This window comes from Novosphingobium sp. fls2-241-R2A-195 (assembly GCF_030209485.1).
Taxonomy (GTDB): Bacteria; Pseudomonadota; Alphaproteobacteria; order Sphingomonadales; family Sphingomonadaceae; genus Novosphingobium; species Novosphingobium resinovorum.
In genome coordinates, this window is sequence record NZ_JARVRY010000004.1 from 141,872 (window position 1) to 157,441 (window position 15,570).

The 15,570-nt window shown below is 66.4% G+C and carries 12 protein-coding genes; 5 read left to right on the plus strand and 7 right to left on the minus strand.

All coding sequences use genetic code 11. The features are described 5' to 3' along the window. Nucleotides 1–7: 7 nt before the first annotated feature. Nucleotides 8–775, minus strand: a complete 768-nt coding sequence (locus QRN25_RS03750) for an NUDIX hydrolase (protein ID WP_285017517.1) — start codon at nucleotides 773–775, stop codon at nucleotides 8–10. 58 nt (nucleotides 776–833) lie between these two features. Between QRN25_RS03750 and QRN25_RS03755 the strand changes: the two genes are divergently transcribed. The 4 genes from QRN25_RS03755 (at nucleotide 834) to QRN25_RS03770 (ending at nucleotide 4,680) form a co-directional block, all read left to right on the plus strand. Beyond that, nucleotides 834–1,418, plus strand: coding sequence for a cysteine hydrolase family protein (locus QRN25_RS03755; protein ID WP_285017518.1), 585 nt, complete (start codon nucleotides 834–836; stop codon nucleotides 1,416–1,418). A 186-nt stretch (nucleotides 1,419–1,604) separates the two neighbouring features. Beyond that, on the plus strand, nucleotides 1,605–2,882 hold the full coding sequence (locus QRN25_RS03760) for an MFS transporter (protein WP_285017519.1): 1,278 nt from the start codon (nucleotides 1,605–1,607) through the stop codon (nucleotides 2,880–2,882). Nucleotides 2,883–2,884: 2 nt separating this feature from the next. Next, the gene (locus QRN25_RS03765) at nucleotides 2,885–3,703 is read left to right on the plus strand and encodes an alpha/beta fold hydrolase (RefSeq protein ID WP_285017520.1); all 819 of its coding nucleotides are present in this window, start codon (nucleotides 2,885–2,887) and stop codon (nucleotides 3,701–3,703) included. A gap of 68 nt (nucleotides 3,704–3,771) precedes the next feature. Next, nucleotides 3,772–4,680, plus strand: a complete 909-nt coding sequence (locus QRN25_RS03770; protein ID WP_271182873.1) for a LysR family transcriptional regulator — start codon at nucleotides 3,772–3,774, stop codon at nucleotides 4,678–4,680. Between the two features lie 7 nt (nucleotides 4,681–4,687). Here QRN25_RS03770 and QRN25_RS03775 read toward each other — a convergent pair whose 3' ends face one another. From QRN25_RS03775 to QRN25_RS03800, 6 genes are all read right to left on the minus strand, one after another. Beyond that, nucleotides 4,688–5,617 (minus strand): alpha/beta fold hydrolase, encoded by a 930-nt coding sequence (locus QRN25_RS03775; protein WP_285017521.1) that lies wholly within the window; start codon nucleotides 5,615–5,617, stop codon nucleotides 4,688–4,690. A 33-nt stretch (nucleotides 5,618–5,650) separates the two neighbouring features. Beyond that, a complete protein-coding gene (locus tag QRN25_RS03780) occupies nucleotides 5,651–7,018 on the minus strand; it encodes an LLM class flavin-dependent oxidoreductase (RefSeq protein WP_285017522.1) in 1,368 nt (455 codons plus the stop codon). A gap of 19 nt (nucleotides 7,019–7,037) precedes the next feature. Continuing rightward, complete coding sequence (locus QRN25_RS03785) at nucleotides 7,038–8,360, minus strand: MFS transporter (protein ID WP_285017523.1); 1,323 nt, start codon at nucleotides 8,358–8,360, stop codon at nucleotides 7,038–7,040. Then, nucleotides 8,350–9,522 (minus strand): M24 family metallopeptidase, encoded by a 1,173-nt coding sequence (locus QRN25_RS03790; protein ID WP_285017524.1) that lies wholly within the window; start codon nucleotides 9,520–9,522, stop codon nucleotides 8,350–8,352. Before QRN25_RS03790 ends, QRN25_RS03785 begins: the two co-directional genes overlap by 11 nt. A gap of 23 nt (nucleotides 9,523–9,545) precedes the next feature. Continuing rightward, complete coding sequence (locus tag QRN25_RS03795; RefSeq protein WP_285017525.1) at nucleotides 9,546–11,279, minus strand: N-acyl-D-amino-acid deacylase family protein; 1,734 nt, start codon at nucleotides 11,277–11,279, stop codon at nucleotides 9,546–9,548. 78 nt (nucleotides 11,280–11,357) lie between these two features. Continuing rightward, nucleotides 11,358–13,838: a TonB-dependent receptor gene (locus QRN25_RS03800; RefSeq protein ID WP_285017526.1), complete on the minus strand. Its 2,481-nt coding sequence runs from the start codon at nucleotides 13,836–13,838 to the stop codon at nucleotides 11,358–11,360. A gap of 342 nt (nucleotides 13,839–14,180) precedes the next feature. On the opposite strand from QRN25_RS03800, the gene QRN25_RS03805 reads away from it, so the two are divergent. Continuing rightward, nucleotides 14,181–15,533, plus strand: a complete 1,353-nt coding sequence (locus QRN25_RS03805) for an LLM class flavin-dependent oxidoreductase (protein WP_285017527.1) — start codon at nucleotides 14,181–14,183, stop codon at nucleotides 15,531–15,533. Nucleotides 15,534–15,570: the final 37 nt, after the last annotated feature.

The following is a 15,570-nucleotide window of genomic DNA, read 5'->3' on the forward strand; positions in this document are numbered from 1 at the left end:
GACCTGCTCAGACTTTGGCGTTGATCGGGGCGTTGATCGGGCGGAAACGGAAGAGTTCTGCGGGCCGGAACGATGCGCCGGTCTCGCGCTCGCCGGTTGCCTCGAGCCAGCCCCGGTCGAGCATGCGGCGACGGAACGCCGACTTGTTCAGGGATTGGCCAAGGATCGCCTCGTGCACGTCCTGCAGGGCACGCAGCGTGAACCGCTCCGGCAGCAGTGCGAAGGCGAGGGGGAAGTAGTCGATCTTGCCGCGCAGCCTCTGCATCGCGACGCCGAGGATGTCCGCGTGGTCGAAAGCCAGCGGCAGGGCGCCTTTCCTGCCTGTGACCTGTGCCGGATTGCCGTCCGTTGCCGAGATACGCGCCAGGGTCAGCGCCGGGTCTGCCTCCAGAGCGGCGGAGAAACGATCGGCCGGAAGCAGGGCGAAATAGGCGACGCTGATGACCCGCATGCGCGGATCGCGACCGACACCGCCGAACGTATAGAGTTGCTCCACATAGGCACCGTCCATGTGGGCCTTGTAGGCGAGGATCCTGCGTGCCGCGGCGTCGAGATCCTCATCCACCGCGACGAAGCCGCCGGGAAGCGCCCACTTGCCGGCATGGGGCTGTTCGTCCCTTCGGGTCAGCAAGGCCGCGGGAGCGCCATCGACGACCGACATGAGCACAAGATCCACCGTGACCGAAGGGCCGTCATAGGCCCGGGCATCATAGCCCGCCAGGAATTCCGCCTCGTCCTGAAGCACGTCTCTCGGACCCTTATGTGCAAGTTGCACTTTACTTATGTCCGCCATGGATATATGTCAAGCGCATCAGTAACAGCAGGAGGCTTCGGTGGTTGGCTTCGTCATCGTCGTGGATATGCAGCATGACTTCGTGCGAACTTCCGGTGCGCTTCCGGTCCCCGATGCGGAGGCGATCGTGGCGCCGATGCAAAATTGGCTGGAGTCACTCGATCCGCAGGATGTAGCGGGCGTGCTGATGACCTTCGATACCCACATGTCTGCGGATTACGTCGGATCGCCGGAAGCAGAGCTGTTCCCCCTCCACTGCGAAAAGGGCACGCTGGGCTGGGAAAGCATGCTCGATTCTTCTGCAATAAACCCCGACATCCCACTCTATACACTTGAAAAAGGTGTGTTCGACATGTGGCAGGAGGAGGCCGTCGGCATCCGCTCCACTGACGGTGTGCAGATCGAGCGCGAGGCGTTCTTCCGCGACCTTGCCGCCCGGGGTGTCGATCGTGTGACCGTCGTGGGCGTGGCGGCCGACTACTGCGTGCGCTGGGCTGTCGAAGGGTTGCTTGTCCGTGGTTTCGACGTCGATATTCCGGCTTCGCTGACCCGGGGGATCGCCCGGGATGCTCATGCCGTTGCCCAGGAACTGGGCCGCGAGGACCGCCTGCATCTCGCGGCATAAGGAATTGTTCCACTGATAGATAATCCGGCAAGGTCGCCCGGTTTGTCGTCCAGTGGATAATCACGGTCGCTTTCGTGATCTCGCACTTCGATGGGGTAAGGGTCGTTACGCCCCATCCGAGGAAGGACCATGATGCGACTAGAGGAGCCCGATATGCGTCCCGATACGGGCCGGGCAATCGGACCCATGATAGCGTGGGTCACTGTCGCCACTCTGTTCCTGGCGCAGATCGTGTCCACCATCGATCGCGGGATGCTGGCTCTGGTGATTGATCCGGTTCGCCGCGATCTTTCGATCAGCGAGATGCAGATCGCGCTGCTGCAGGGGTTCGCCTTCTCCATCTTCTACGTAACCGTCGGCCTGCCGCTGGGCGCCGTGGCGGACGTGGTGAACCGGCGCCGCCTGCTTATCGGCGGGATCGTGATATGGAGCGCGGCGACGATCGCGGGCGGTTTTGCGCAGGGGTTCGGGTCGATGTTCGCCTCGCGTCTGTTCATCGGCGTCGGCGAGGCGGTGCTGGGGCCTTGCGCTGTCACGATGATCAGCGACCTGTTCCCGCCGCATCGCCGGGGACGGCCCATGGCGCTCTACGTCTTCGGCAGCATGATCGCCTACGGCCTCGGCTCGCTGGTCAGCGGGGTGATCCTGGACCTGGCGCCCAGGGGCGTGTTCGCCGGCCTGCCGATCATCGGTGGACTCGCCCCGTGGCGCATCGCCTTCGCGCTTGTGGGAGCGTCCGGCCTGCTGATCGTGATCCTGCTGTTCCTGCTGCGCGAACCCGCACGCCGCAGCGATGCCGTCACCGGGTCGGAGCCGAAGCTCTCCTTCGCCGAGGGGCTCGGCCTGCTGGCGGCGCAGCGCGGGGTGTTCCTGCCGCTTTACGGATCGCTGGCGCTCTATGCGATGGGCGGTTCGGTGGCGACGGGATGGGGCGCCGTGTTCCTCACGCGCGCTTTCGGGTATCACGTCGGCGCGGCCGGAAAGGGCCTCGGCACCAGCCAGATCGCATGGTCGGTCGCCGGAGCGCTGGTCGCCAGCGTCGTCGTCGACCGTGTCGGCGCGCGCTCGGGAGCGCGTGGGCGGACGCGGCTTGCCGGAGCCCTGTCGCTGCTCGGCATTCCGTCGTGCCTGCCGCTGCTGTCCGGCAGCGCTCCGCTGGCCATGGTCATGCTGGGCGAGATCATGCTGGTCAGCGCCATTTACGGAACCACGATGCTGTCGGTGATCTCGGAGATCACGCCCACCAAGGTGCGCGGCTTCGCGGTGGCGCTCTATGCCTTCGTCATGACGATCATCGGCGCCTCGCTTGGCCCGCTGGCCGTGGCGTGGCTGACCGAGTCCGTGTTCGCCTCCCCGGCGGCGGTGGGTCGATCCATGGCGATCGTCGGGCTCTGTGCCTTCATCGCGGCGTCGCTGCTCGCTTTCCGCGCGGCTTCGCGCATCACCTCCGACCAACGGAACTGACCATGTCCAAAATCCTGCGCGGCTATGCGCCGAGCCGCTTCGGCCAACTCCACTATCGCATCGCAAAGTGCGACACCCCTGACGCCCTGCCGCCGCTGCTGTGCCTGCACCAGACGCCTAGCAACAGCGGCGACTGGCTACCAGTGATGGAGCCCCTGTCGGCCAAGCGCACCGTGATCGCCGTCGATACGCCGGGCTACGGCATGAGCGATTCCCCGCCCGAGCCGGTCACCATCGAGGACTTCGCCGAAATCATGGCGCAGTTCATGGCCGACCTCGCCGCTGAGGGCGAGATCCCGGCCGGTCAGTTCGACGTCATGGGCTTTCACACCGGCTCGATCATCGCCACGCAGCTTGCCCGCATTCTGCCGGAGCGGGTTCGCCGCGCGGTGGTCTTCGGCCTTGCCGCCTTTCCGGCCGAGCAGCGCGAAGCCAAGCTCGCCAACCTGCTCACGGCGTTCCCGCCCCCGGGTCCGGACTTGGCGCATGTCGAAAAGCTCTGGGCGATCATCGGCGAGCTGAGCGACCCGCGCATCTCTTACGAAGAGCGTCACATCAGCATGGCCGAGTGCCTGCGCCTCGGTGGGCGGATGCCATGGGGCTATATCTCGGTCTATCGCTTCGACTTCCTCGGCGCGATGGCCGAAGTGGCGCAGCCGGTGCTGGTGATGAACCCCGAGGATGACTTGTGGGAGCCGACGCTCGCCAACTCGCACCACTATCCCAATGGCCGCCGCGTCGATCTCCTCGGGGTGAAGCATGGCGTGCTCAAGCTGGAGAACGCGCGCGTCGTCTGCGAGATCGACGCTCACCTGAGCTGATTACTTGAGCCGGGCGGCGGACATGCCACATTGTCCGCTGATTAGGTCGCCAAGGCAAAGGAAAACCCGTGAACCTCGTGCAGCTCAAGCGGATGATCGCGATCTACGAGAGCGGGAGCCTGCGCAAGGCGTCAAAGATGGTCGGCATCACGCAGCCCGCGCTGACGCTCAGCATCCGCCAGCTGGAGGAGGAGTTCAACACCAGCCTCTTCGAGCGCGGCCCCAACGGCGTGCGCCCGACCGAGATGTGCGAGAAGCTGGTCCAGCGCGCGCGCCTCATGCTGATGGAGGAGCAGCGCATTCTCCACGACCTCGCGACCGCCAACCGCGTGCCCAAGGTGGCGGTGGGGGTGCATCCGATCATCATGAACGATACGATGAGCCGCGCCATGCGCCAGTTCGTCGAGCAGGCGGGCCACGTGGATATGTGGGTGCGCGAAGGCTACACGACGCAGCTGCTGGACCTGCTGTCATCAGGCGACCTCGACTTCGCATTCTGCGGATTGCCTGAAGGTTACGCCGACGATGCGCTGGAATTCGAGCCGCTGTTCAAGCGCGAATATGCCGTCGTCGCCGCGCCGGACCACCCGGTTTTCGCTCTGGCGGAGGACGATTTCGCCAGGGGCACCGACTTCGTCTGGGCACACGTCAGCGCTTACGAGACCGCCGATCCCATCGACAACGACGACGTCGTGAACATGCTGCGCCGGTTCGGCTATGGGCGCGAGAGCAAGTCGGTGAAGGCCTCGTCCACGACGTTCGTGAAGGCCATGATCCTGCACTCGGGCATGATCGGCATGGTCGCGTGCGAGGCAGTCGCCGACGAACTGGCGAACGGCTCGTTGAAGCGTCTGGCGGGCTCGGAAATTCCGGCGCCCGCCTTCGGCTTCATTACTCTCAAGGATCGCTACGAGACTCGCACCGTCCGGCTGCTCAAGGCGACCATCCGGCAATGGTGCGCTCGCAAGCCGAACTGAGCGCCGGTCACGCTTCGTCGAGGAAGGCCTTCAGCACGCGGGCCGTAGCAGGCGGATTGTCCTGCATCACGAAGGCGCCCGAGTTCTCGACCACCATGGTCTTGCCTCGCTTCAGTTCGGCCTCGGCGGCGCTGCGGAACTTGAGGTAGGCCTTGTCGAACTGGCCATAGACGAGCAGCGTCGGCGCCTCAATGCGGCTCATGGTTCCGGCGATCTCGGTGATCGCGACACCGCGCTCGGAGGGCTGGATCCACTTGCCCGCGGCCCTGCGGCTGAGGATGCCCTCGGCATTGATCGGGCCGGTATTGATGATGCCGAAGGTCTTTGACAGCAGTTCCGGCGGCGTCGGCACCGGGTCGCCATTCTTGTCGAACAGGGTGCCCTGCTTGTCGTCCACCGCAACCTTGATCTCGGCCAGTGAGCGGCGATGGCCGAGCGCGCAGGAGACGAGCGCGAGCTTGCCCACCCGCTCCGGCCAGAATGCGGCGAGCGGCACGGCAAGGCAGCCGCCGAGCGAGGTGCCTATCAGGTCCACCTTGTCGAAGCCGAGTTCGTCGAAAGCACCGACCAGCAGCGCGGCCGTCTCGCCAAGACTCTGGATGTAGGGCGCCGGGCCGTCCCAGCGCGAGCCGCCATGACCGGGAAGGTCGAAGGCATAGACCTGCCGCCCCTCGGCCAGCATCGGCGCGACATGGCGCCAGTCGGACAGCCAGCCACCCAGCTTGTGCAGCAGCACCACCGGCGGCTTGCCCGTGATCGGCTCTCCGATCACGGCATAGTGCAGCACGCCGCCCGCACGGCGCAGTTCGCCGAAGCGGGTCCACTGGCCTTTCGGGGGCGTCGGCAGGCTGGCAGCTTTCTGCGCGGCGAGGGCGGGAAACGCGCTGACTGCTCCGGCCAGACCTATACCCCGGGCAACATCACGACGGCTCAACATGGTCCTATTCCTCTTCGAGAGTGGCTGTAGCGGTCAGGCCCACATGCGGGGTTCGCACCCCAGCGCGGGATTGGCGACGAAAGCATTTTCCGGGCGCGGCAGGCCGAGGTTCTCGCGCAGGGTATCGCCTTCGTACTCGTCGCGGAACAGGCCGCGCTTCTGAAGGATGGGGATGACCTGGTCGACGAAGCCCTCCAGCACGCCGGGCTGGTAGTTGGGCGAGAGCGAGAACCCGTCCGCAGCACCCGCGCGGAACCAGTTCTCGCACAAGTCCGCCACCTGTTCCGGCGTGCCGGTGTAGGAGAAGCTGGCGCGCGAGACGACGACGCGGCGGGCGAGCAGGCCGATCGGCAGGTCCTCTTCGCGGGCCATGCGGATGATCGACTGCTGCACCCACTTGCCGCCGTTGGTCTCGGGCAGGTCGGGCAGGCGATCATTGACCGAGAGGTGCGAGAGATCGACGCCGAGTTGCAGGCTGAGGGTGCGAAGGGCCAGAGCCTCGGGCACGAGGTCAAGCAGTTCCTCGTCGGCACGGCGGGCCTCGGCCTCGCTGGCGCGGACCATCAACTGGACCGAGGGGATGATCTTCACGTGATCCGGGTTGCGGCCGAAGGCGGCGGCGCGGGCGCGCATGTCGTCGCGGAACTCCTTCGCGACTTCCACTGAACTGGCGGCGGTGAAGATCATGTCCGCGGTGCGCGCGGCCAGCGCGCGGCCGGGGCCGGAGCCGCCCGCCTGCACGATGATCGGGTGCCCTTGCGGCGGGCGGGCGACATTGAGCGGACCGGCGACGGAGAAGTGCTCGCCCTTGTGACCCAGTTCGTGGACCTTGGCGGGGTCGAAGTAGCGCGCCGCGTCGCGGTCGCGCAGGATCGCGCCGTCCTCCCAGCTGTCCCAGAGGTTCTTGGCTACGTCCACGAACTCCTCGGCGCGGGCGTAGCGGGCGTCGTGGTCCATGTTCAGGTCGCGCCCGAAGTTGCGCGCTTCGCCGTCGCTGGCGGAGGTGACGACGTTCCAGCCCGCGCGGCCCTTCGAGATATGGTCGAGCGAGGCAAAGCGGCGGGCGATCGCGTAAGGCTCGTTGTACGTGGTCGAGGCGGTGGCGATTAGGCCGATGTGCTTCGTGACGACCGCCAGCGCGGCGAGCAGCGTGGTCGGCTCCAGCTTGCCCGCGTAATCGGTAGCGGCGAAGGCGTCCTTGCCGGAAATGCTCGGAAAGCCTTGGGAATCGCCTGAGAAGTAGCAGTGCATCTTCCCGCGCTCGGCCGTCTGGGCGAGGTGAGCGAAGTGGGCGAAGTCGTGCTGGTCTACGGCAGGCGCGCCGGGCCAACGCCATCCGCCGGGGTGCGCGCCGCTGTTGTGGATGAAGGTGGCCAAAATCATCTGGTTGGGGTCGGGCATGGTACGGGCTCCGGAGAGATCACAAGTGGCTGGCGCCGATGACGCGCGCCAGTTCGCCATCCGCCGGGGCGGAGCGATAGGCGCGCGCGGCGGCCGCGAAACAGGCCGCCGCCAGCACGAGGCAGGGCAGGACGACGAGGACGAACGAGGCGGCGATGCGCGATGGATCGCCGAGCACCTTCTCCGAGACGAAGGCGATGGCGAACGGCCCTCCGGCGCCTGCGGGCAAGGCCGCGACGACGCTGAGGAAGGCATAGGAGAAGCCGCGCATGTCGTTGGGCACGATCTCCTGCACGGTCGCGTTCATCGCGACGTTGAGCATCGGCGTGGTCAGGCTGATCGTGGCGAGCGCCGCAATGGCAAGGCCAAGGCCTGGCGCATAGCCCGCGAACGCGGTGGGCAGGGCGACCAGCGGCAGCACCGCCATCAGCCCGATGCGCCCGGCCTTGCGCGTGTCCGCCGCGAAGCCGCCGAGCAGGTAACCCGAAACACCAGCGACGAGCATGCCGAGGCCGAGCAGGTTGGCGATCTGCGGCAGGGTCAGCCCATACGTGCGCATCAGCAGCGGCGCGGTCCACGAGGTGACGCCGACAAAGGCGAGGTAATAGAGGCAAAAGCCGGCGAACAGCGGCACGACCAGCTTTCGCTGGCGGCCGAGATAGGCCAGCTTCTCACCCACCCGCGCGGGCGCCTTCGCCTCTGCGGGCAGGCCGCGCCGGGCGGGTTCGCGGATGGTCAGGAAGGCGAGGCCCACGGCCGGGCCGACGATGCCGCAGAGCAGGAACGCGCTGCGCCACGGGACGACGAGGCCATAGCCCGGCAGCGCGATATGCACCTGCGCTGCAAGGATCGCGCCCGGGATCACCGAGGACAGCGCGGTGCCGATCGTCGCGCCGATGAGGTAGGCGCTGAGGGCCCGGCCGCGCCGGTCGGGCGGGAACATGTCGGCGATCAGCGACATGGCGGCAGGCGCGACCGCCGCTTCGCCAAGGCCGACGAGGGCCCGAAACACGAAGAACGTCTCGAAATTCGGCGCGAGGCCGCCGAGCGCGGTGGACACACTCCAGACGATGATCGCGCCGCCCAGCACGCGCTTGCGTACATGTCGGTCCACCAGAGAGCCCAGCCACAGCCCGCACACTCCGCTCAGCAGCGAATAGGCGAGGCCCATGAGCAGACCCATGCGGATGTCGTCGATGCCGAGGTCGGCCTTGATCGGCTCGGCCAGCACGCCGACGATGGCCTTGTCAATGCTATAGAAATTGGCCGCGAGGAAAAGCAGCAGCATCGGCCAGAGCGTCTGGCGGAGCGGAGGGAAGGGCGCCGGGGTGTCAGTCGACACGAACGGTGCGCCCGTCGATGCAGGCCATCAGGCGGCCGTCGGCATCGTTGAGGATCTCGACCGTGTCGCCGTCGAGGTAGATGATGTCCTCGAAGTGGAACTTGCCGATCTCGGGGCCGATCCAGGGCAGGTCGCAGCTCAGGACCATGCGGTCTACCAGTTCGAAACTGTGCATGCCTCCGCCCGGATGCGGGTGATCGGTGTGCTCCAGCCCGACCGAGTGGAGGCCGCAGGCGCGGAACTCGGGGTTGCCGTGGGCCTGGATCGAGGCGACGACGGCCTTCTCCACGTCGCTGGAGAGGCGACCGGCGCGGAACTCCGGCAGCGCCGCCTGCCAGCCAAGGCGCGTGGCGTTGTAGCGCTTCAACTGTTCGGGCGAGGGCTCGCCGATGACGGCGGTGCGGCCGATGTCGCTGGTGTAGTGCGAGAACTCTGCGGTGGCGTCGAAAGTCACCATGTCGCCCTGCTGCAGTTCGGCGTTCTTGGGCAGGCGCCCGAAGCCGGGGCGGTAGGGGGTGATGAGCAGGAACACCGGGCGCCCGCCCGCCAGCGCGGCGGCGGACCAGAACACTCGCTCCGCCTCGGCGCAGGTGGCCCCGGCGGCAAGCGCTTCGGCCGAGAGCTGGAGCGAGAGTTCGGTCTTGCGGGCGGCGGCGCGCATGTTGGCCATCTCGGCGGGCGTCTTGACCATGCGCATGTCGCGCAGGAGATCGCGCGCAGGGACCACGTCGATGGTGCCGCCGAGCAGTTCGTTGACGTCGAGGCCGAGGCCGCGATCCTCGAACGCCACGCGCGAGCGGTCGAGGCCGAGTTCGCGCAAGTATTGCGCCACGGCTTCCTGATGGTTCTGCGGCAGCCCCTCGGCGGTCAGCGCGGCCTGCACACCGCCCGCGCCTATGCCGGGCTTGCGGGCGTAGCCGCGCACCGCCATCCACGTGCCCTGCCCCTGCTGGGGCTGGCCCATGTCGACCTCGACGGTCAGCACGGCGGCATCGAGCGCATGGTCGCGCGGCAGGATCGCCAGCGCGAGATCGCCGAAGCCCCAACTGGCGTCGGTGGCCCAACTGGAGAGGTAGTAGGTATTGATCGGGGTCGAGGCGACGACGACTGCGATATCCTCCCGGTCCATCAGGGCGTCGGCGCGGTCTCGATTGATGAGCATCAGGTTAGTTCCGTCTGGAGGTATCAGGCGACAGGCGCGGAGCGGCGGCCACGCACGAGGCGGCCGGGCAGGGCACCCGTCGGGGTATCGTCGCGGGCGGTGACGACGCCGGAGAGGATCGTCGCGGCGTAGCCGCTCGCCCCTTGCGTCAGGCGGCGGCCACCGGCGGGAAGGTCGAAGCTGGCGCGCGGCGGGGCGAGGCGCAGGCGGTCGTAGTCGATGACGTTGAGGTCCGCCTTGTAGCCGGGCGCGACGATGCCGCGATCGCCGAAACCGCCGACATGGGCGGTGTGGCCGGTCATCAGATGCACCGCTTCCGGGATCGACAGACGCTCGCCCACGCGGTCGCGGGTCCAGTAGGTGAGCAGGAACGTCTGCATGCTGCCGTCGCAGATCGCGCCGACATGCGCGCCGCCGTCGCCGAGGCCCAGCACGGTGTCCTCGCGCCGCAGCATGTGGTGCACGACGTCGAGGTTGTAATGCGTGTAGTTGCGCGCCGGGAAGTAGAGGATGGCCTGGCCGTCCTCCTCCAGCAGCGCGTCGTATGCGACTTCGTGGACACTGCAGCCGCGCTGGGCGGCGATAATGTCGAAGCGGGCGCTTTCGGGCGGGGCATAGTCGGGGTTCTCGCCCATGGCATAACACTGGGAGACTTCGCGCATGAACGCCGGATACGTCTTCGGGTCGAGCGGCAGCCCCATTTCCGAGAGGATCGCGGCCTTCACCTCAGGCTTGCGCATTTCCCGCGCGCGGGCGGCGATGGGAAGGTGCTCGATGGCTTCGTAAGCCGGGCAGCCGCGGAAGGGGCTCAGCGACAACTGGTGGCCGAACAAAACGCCGACCGGGCGGCCGACGACCTGTCCATAGATGTCGATCCCCTGCGCCCGGCTCGCGGCGCAGGCGTCGGCGATCTCGCGCCAGCGATCGGGCGCTTCGTTGTACTGCAGGAGCGGGAAGGTCACCGTCTGGCCCGAAGCCTCCGCCACGCGCGAGAGCATGCGGAATTCGGACGAGAAGCCGTTGCCGGTGTCGAATTCGGAAGCCGACATGAACAAGTGGCGGCCCAGCGGCTTCATGGCCATGGCGATGGTGAGCAGTTCGTCCTCGCTCGCGGTGGTGACCGGAAGCTGGTCGCCGCTCGCGGTGCGGTGGCCGATGACGCGGGTGGTGGAGAACCCGAAGGCGCCTGCCTCCAACCCTTCGCGCACGATGGCGGCCATGGCCTGCATGTCGGCGCCGGTGGCGGGTTCACGCTCGATGGCGCGCTGACCCATGACGTGGACGCGCACCGGAATGTGGGGGACGGCGACGGCGAAGTCGGCATCCATGGGGCGCTGCTCGATGGCGTCCATGTATTCCGGGAAGCTCTCCCAGTTCCACGGCAGGCCCTCGGCCATGACGATGCCGGGAATGTCCTCGACGCCTTCCATGACGTCGATCATCTGTTCGCGCATGTCGGGGCGGCAGGGCGCGAAGCCGACGCCGCAGTTGCCCATCAGCACGCTCGTCACGCCGTGATTGGTCGATGGCGAGAACTGCGTGTCCCAGGTGACCTGGGCGTCGTAGTGGGTGTGGATGTCGACGAAGCCGGGCGTAACCAGCTTGCCGCGCGCGTCGATCTCCTCGCGCCCGGAGCCGGAGACCGCCCCCGTCGCGACGATCTTGCCGCCGCGCACCGCGACGTCACCTTCGAAAAGATCGGCTCCGGTGCCGTCGGCGACAGTGCCGCCGCGAATGACCAGATCGTATTCGCTCATCGTCGTATCCATCTGCTCGAGTTGAAATACCGTGTGCGGCGGGGTGCGAGGGTGCTCCCCGCCGCGCATCGGCACTCGTCAGAACTTCACGGTTGATCGCACACCGAACGTGCGCAAGTCGCGCAGAGCCACCGCAACGCCCGAGAACGGCGAGAGGTAGGAGTTGGTGCGCTCCAGCAGGGTGAAGTCGATGGCGGCCGGATAAGCCTTGTTGTTGAACAGGTTGGTCACGAAACCTTCGAACGTGAAGCGATCGTTCCCGAAGCCTGCGCGCAAGTTCACCTGCGTCATGTCCGGCGTCTTCGTCAGGTTGGAGGCATTGGTGTAGACCCCCGACTTGTAAGTGAAGTCGGCGCGGGCGAAGGCCTCCACGTCACCGCGCAGCGGCATCGTGTAGTTGGCCGAGACCGAGCCCGACCAGCGCGAGGCCAGCGGATTGTGGTTGCCGCTGAAGTCGGTGATGCCGGTAAGGGCGGTCACCGTGGGTGCGCTCAGCTTGCGGATGTCGCTTTCGTTGTACGAACCGTTGGCTGAGACTGTCAGGTGGTCGGTCGCCGCGAAGGAGAAGTCGCCTTCGAGGCCGTACATCTTGACCTTGCCGGTGTTGAGCTGGGCCTGGATGTTGTAGACCACGCTCGTCGCCGGATCGACCAGGGTGATGACGTTGGCGTTCAACTGATCCTTCCAGATGCCGTAGTAGGCTGCAACGGCGTAGCGCACGCGGTTGTCGAACGCCTTACCCTTGGCGCCGATCTCGAAATTGTCGAGCTTTTCCGGTTTCACCGCGATGCGCAGGCCCGCGTCCGCCGCCAGAACCTGTGCCGCCGCGCTCAGGTTGGAGAGGAACACGGTGTTGAATGCCGCCGGGTTCACGCCCTTCGAGTACGAGGCATAGACCATCATGTCCGGCGTCACGTCGTAGTTGACGATCACGCGCGGGGTGAAATTCTTGTAGGTCTGCTTGGCGAGAACCGAGCCTTCCTCGTAGAAGCCCGGCGTCGCGAAGGCGGCCGAAGCGATGGTCTGGCCGCCCGGGCGGGCATAGGCATACATCGTGTCGATCTGGTAGCGGCCGTCGAAGTTGACGCTCAGCTCCGGCGTGATCTTGTAGCCGAGGCCGAAGAAGGCGCCGAAGGTGCGGTTGCGGGTCTTGCCCGAGACGACGCTGAACTGGCTGGTGCCGAGCGCGCCGTTGTTGCCGCCGCCGCCGCCCTGGAACGTTGCGTTCAGATAGCTGCCGCCGAGCGTGGCGGTGAACGGCCCGCCATCATCATAACTTGCACGAAGTTCCTGTGAGAAGTCCTTGCTTTTGGCTTCGACGAGGTAGGGATAGTCGAAGTAGCTCGGTGCTCCGGGCGCCGTGCCGACCGCGTTGGTCGAATTCGGCGCAGTGGTGTTGTAATAGAGGTCGAGGTCCGACAACTGGCTGCGGCGCTCGTTGTTGTAGCCGGTGAGCGAGGACAGCGTGATGCCGCTGCCGACCTCCCAGTCGACGTTGAAGTGCAGGTGATAGAAGCGGCTGCGCAGGCCATAGCCCTGGACGCCGTCCTCGGGATTGATCAGGCGGCCCTTCGGGTTGGCGAGGAAGTCCTTGATGAAGGGCGTATTGACCGTGTTCATCGAAGGCGCGCCAGCGGGCAGGCCGGGCAGGGTGCCGCAGAAGTAGCGGTTGTTACCGAAGGCGCAGTTCGAGGAATCCGGCACGATCACCGCGCCGTTCGAAGGGTTGGTGACGGCGTGCGCCGCCAGCAGGCCGGTCGCGTTGGGGCCGTCGTTGTTCTTCGAGATCATCGCGAAGGCCTTGGCCTTCAGGTTCGAGGCGGGCGTGAACTCCATCGCCAGCGTCGCGGCGCGGGTGCGCTGGTCGCCGAGCGTCTGGCCGGGCACGCCCTGGTTTTTCCACGAACCGCCCTTGGCCATTTCCTGCACGGTCGCGCGGAAGCCGACGAGGCCCTCGATCAACGGCGCGCCGATGGAGGCCTGGATGTCATGGTTGTTGCGCGTGCCGACCATGCCCGAGAAGCTGCCTTCGAGGCGGTCGGGCGTGGACTTGGTCACGACGTTGACGGCACCGGCGAAAGTCTGGCGGCCGAAGTAGGCGCTCTGCGGGCCTTTCAGCACTTCGATACGCTCGGGATCGGAGATCGTCTGGATCGCGGTGGCGGTCGAGACCGGCACGCCGTCGATGAACATCGAGGCGGTCTGGACCGAAGCGCTGGAGGGCGTGAAGCCGCGGATGATGACCTGCTGGAACGAGCGGTCGTTGCGGCCCGAAGAGCTCGACACGATCTTCATGCTGGGCGTGAAGGAGGCAAGGTCGGTGACCGACTGCACGCCGCGCTTCTGCATGTCCTCGCCCGTCAGGGCGGTGACCGAGATCGGGGTCTTGAGAATGTCCTCGCCGCGCTTGCGGGCAGTCACGACGATGTCGCCGGGCGCACTCGCAGTCGTATCGGCGCCGGATGCCTGCGCATTGGCGTTGGTCGAAAGGCCCAACGCGACGATCATCGACGTGCAGGACAAAAGAACGGCGCGATTCAGCGCCGACGTGCTGGTCATGATTGCTTTCCCCATTTCGATCCCTGACCATTATTGGTCTGAGTTTTGAGATCGTTCTTCCTGCGTGAAACTTTTATCGTGTTTCTTTATTAAGCATTGCATCGAGCACTGGACGGCTTGCTGTCATCAAATCGCCGCTTGATAAGTGCAAGGTAACATCGGTTTTTTCCGCTTCGGAAATCAGAACCCCTTATCACCTCCAAGGAATCCTGATTGGCGTGGGCGGCCAAGTCGTGCTCGTTATCCGCACATGTCAGGGGGCAAGGGTGGCTTCGGCCGCCGTTCCCGACGAGGGTGATCCCCGACAGGCTCAATTCTTCGACGCGAGGCGCCAAAGACGTCATGAAACTGCTTGCGTTCCTGATGCAGACCGGTGGCCATATCGCCGGTTGGCGTCACTCCCGCGCCGCCGACAATGCGCTGTGCGACGCCGACTATTTTCGCGCACTTGGCCGCACTGCGGAGAAGGGGCTGTTCGACGGCGTCTTCCTGGCCGACTACCTCGGCTATCATCCGGTCCGGGGCGCTTCGGTCTTCGCCGGGCTGGAGACGCCCAAGCTGGACCCGCTCGTGGTGCTGGCGACGATCGCGGCGGAAACGCAGCACCTTGGCCTGATCGGCACCGCGTCTACCACGTACAATCATCCCTACGATCTGGCGCGCCGGTTCGCCTCGCTGGATCACATGAGCCGTGGCCGCGCGGGCTGGAACATCGTGACCTCCACCATGGAGAACGAGGCGCACAATTACGGTTTCGACAGCCACCTCGCCCACGGCGATCGCTACGCCCGGGCAGAGGAGTTCGTGGCCGTTGCGCGCAAATTGTGGGACAGCTGGCAGGAAGGCGCCGTCGTCGCCGACAAGGCGAGCGGGCGCTACACCGACCCTTCGCGTATCAGCGCCGTCGATCACGAGGGCGCGAACTTCAGGGTCGCCGGGCCACTGACCGTACCGCGTCCGCCGCAGGGTCACCCGGTGCTGGTTCAGGCGGGGGCCTCGGCTACCGGGCAGCGCTTCGCCGCGGCGACCGCCGAAGTCATCTTCACGTCGCACCCGACGATCGAGACGGCGAAGGCCTTCCGCTCCGCAATGCACGCGCAACTGGCCGGGTTCGGCCGCACGCCGGACGGTCTCAAGATCATGCCTGCGGTCACCCCGGTCATAGGACGTACCCTTGCCGAAGCCGAAGATCTCAAGCGCGAACTGGACGACCTGATCCCGGCCGAGATCGCCATCTCCAAGCTCGAAGGGCTGCTCGGCAACATCGACCTGTCGCAGGCAGACCCCAACGGTCCGCTGCCGCCGCTGCCGGAAACGGCGCTGGCTGGCCAGAACTCGACACGCGACCGCGTGCTCGAACTGGCGGAGCGAGAGGGCCTGCCGGTGCGCGAACTGGCGCGCCGGGTCGCGGCCGGGCGCACCGGCCACACCATCGTCGGTACGGCCGAGGACGTAGCCGGGACGCTCATTGAATGGGAGAAGCAGGGCGCCGCCGACGGCTTCGTCATCTCCGCACCTTTCCTGCCGGGCGGGCTGGAGGACTTCGTCGATCACGTCGTCCCGATCCTTCAGGATCGCGGCCATTTCCGCAAGGAATACGAAGGCACGACCATGCGCGAGAACCTGGGGCTCACCGTTCCCGCCAATGCCTTCGACCTCGATCCCGGTCTGCGGTCCCGCCCCGAGATCTGGTGAGCCTCAAGGCCCCGTCCTTGCGCGGCACGTCAAGCGA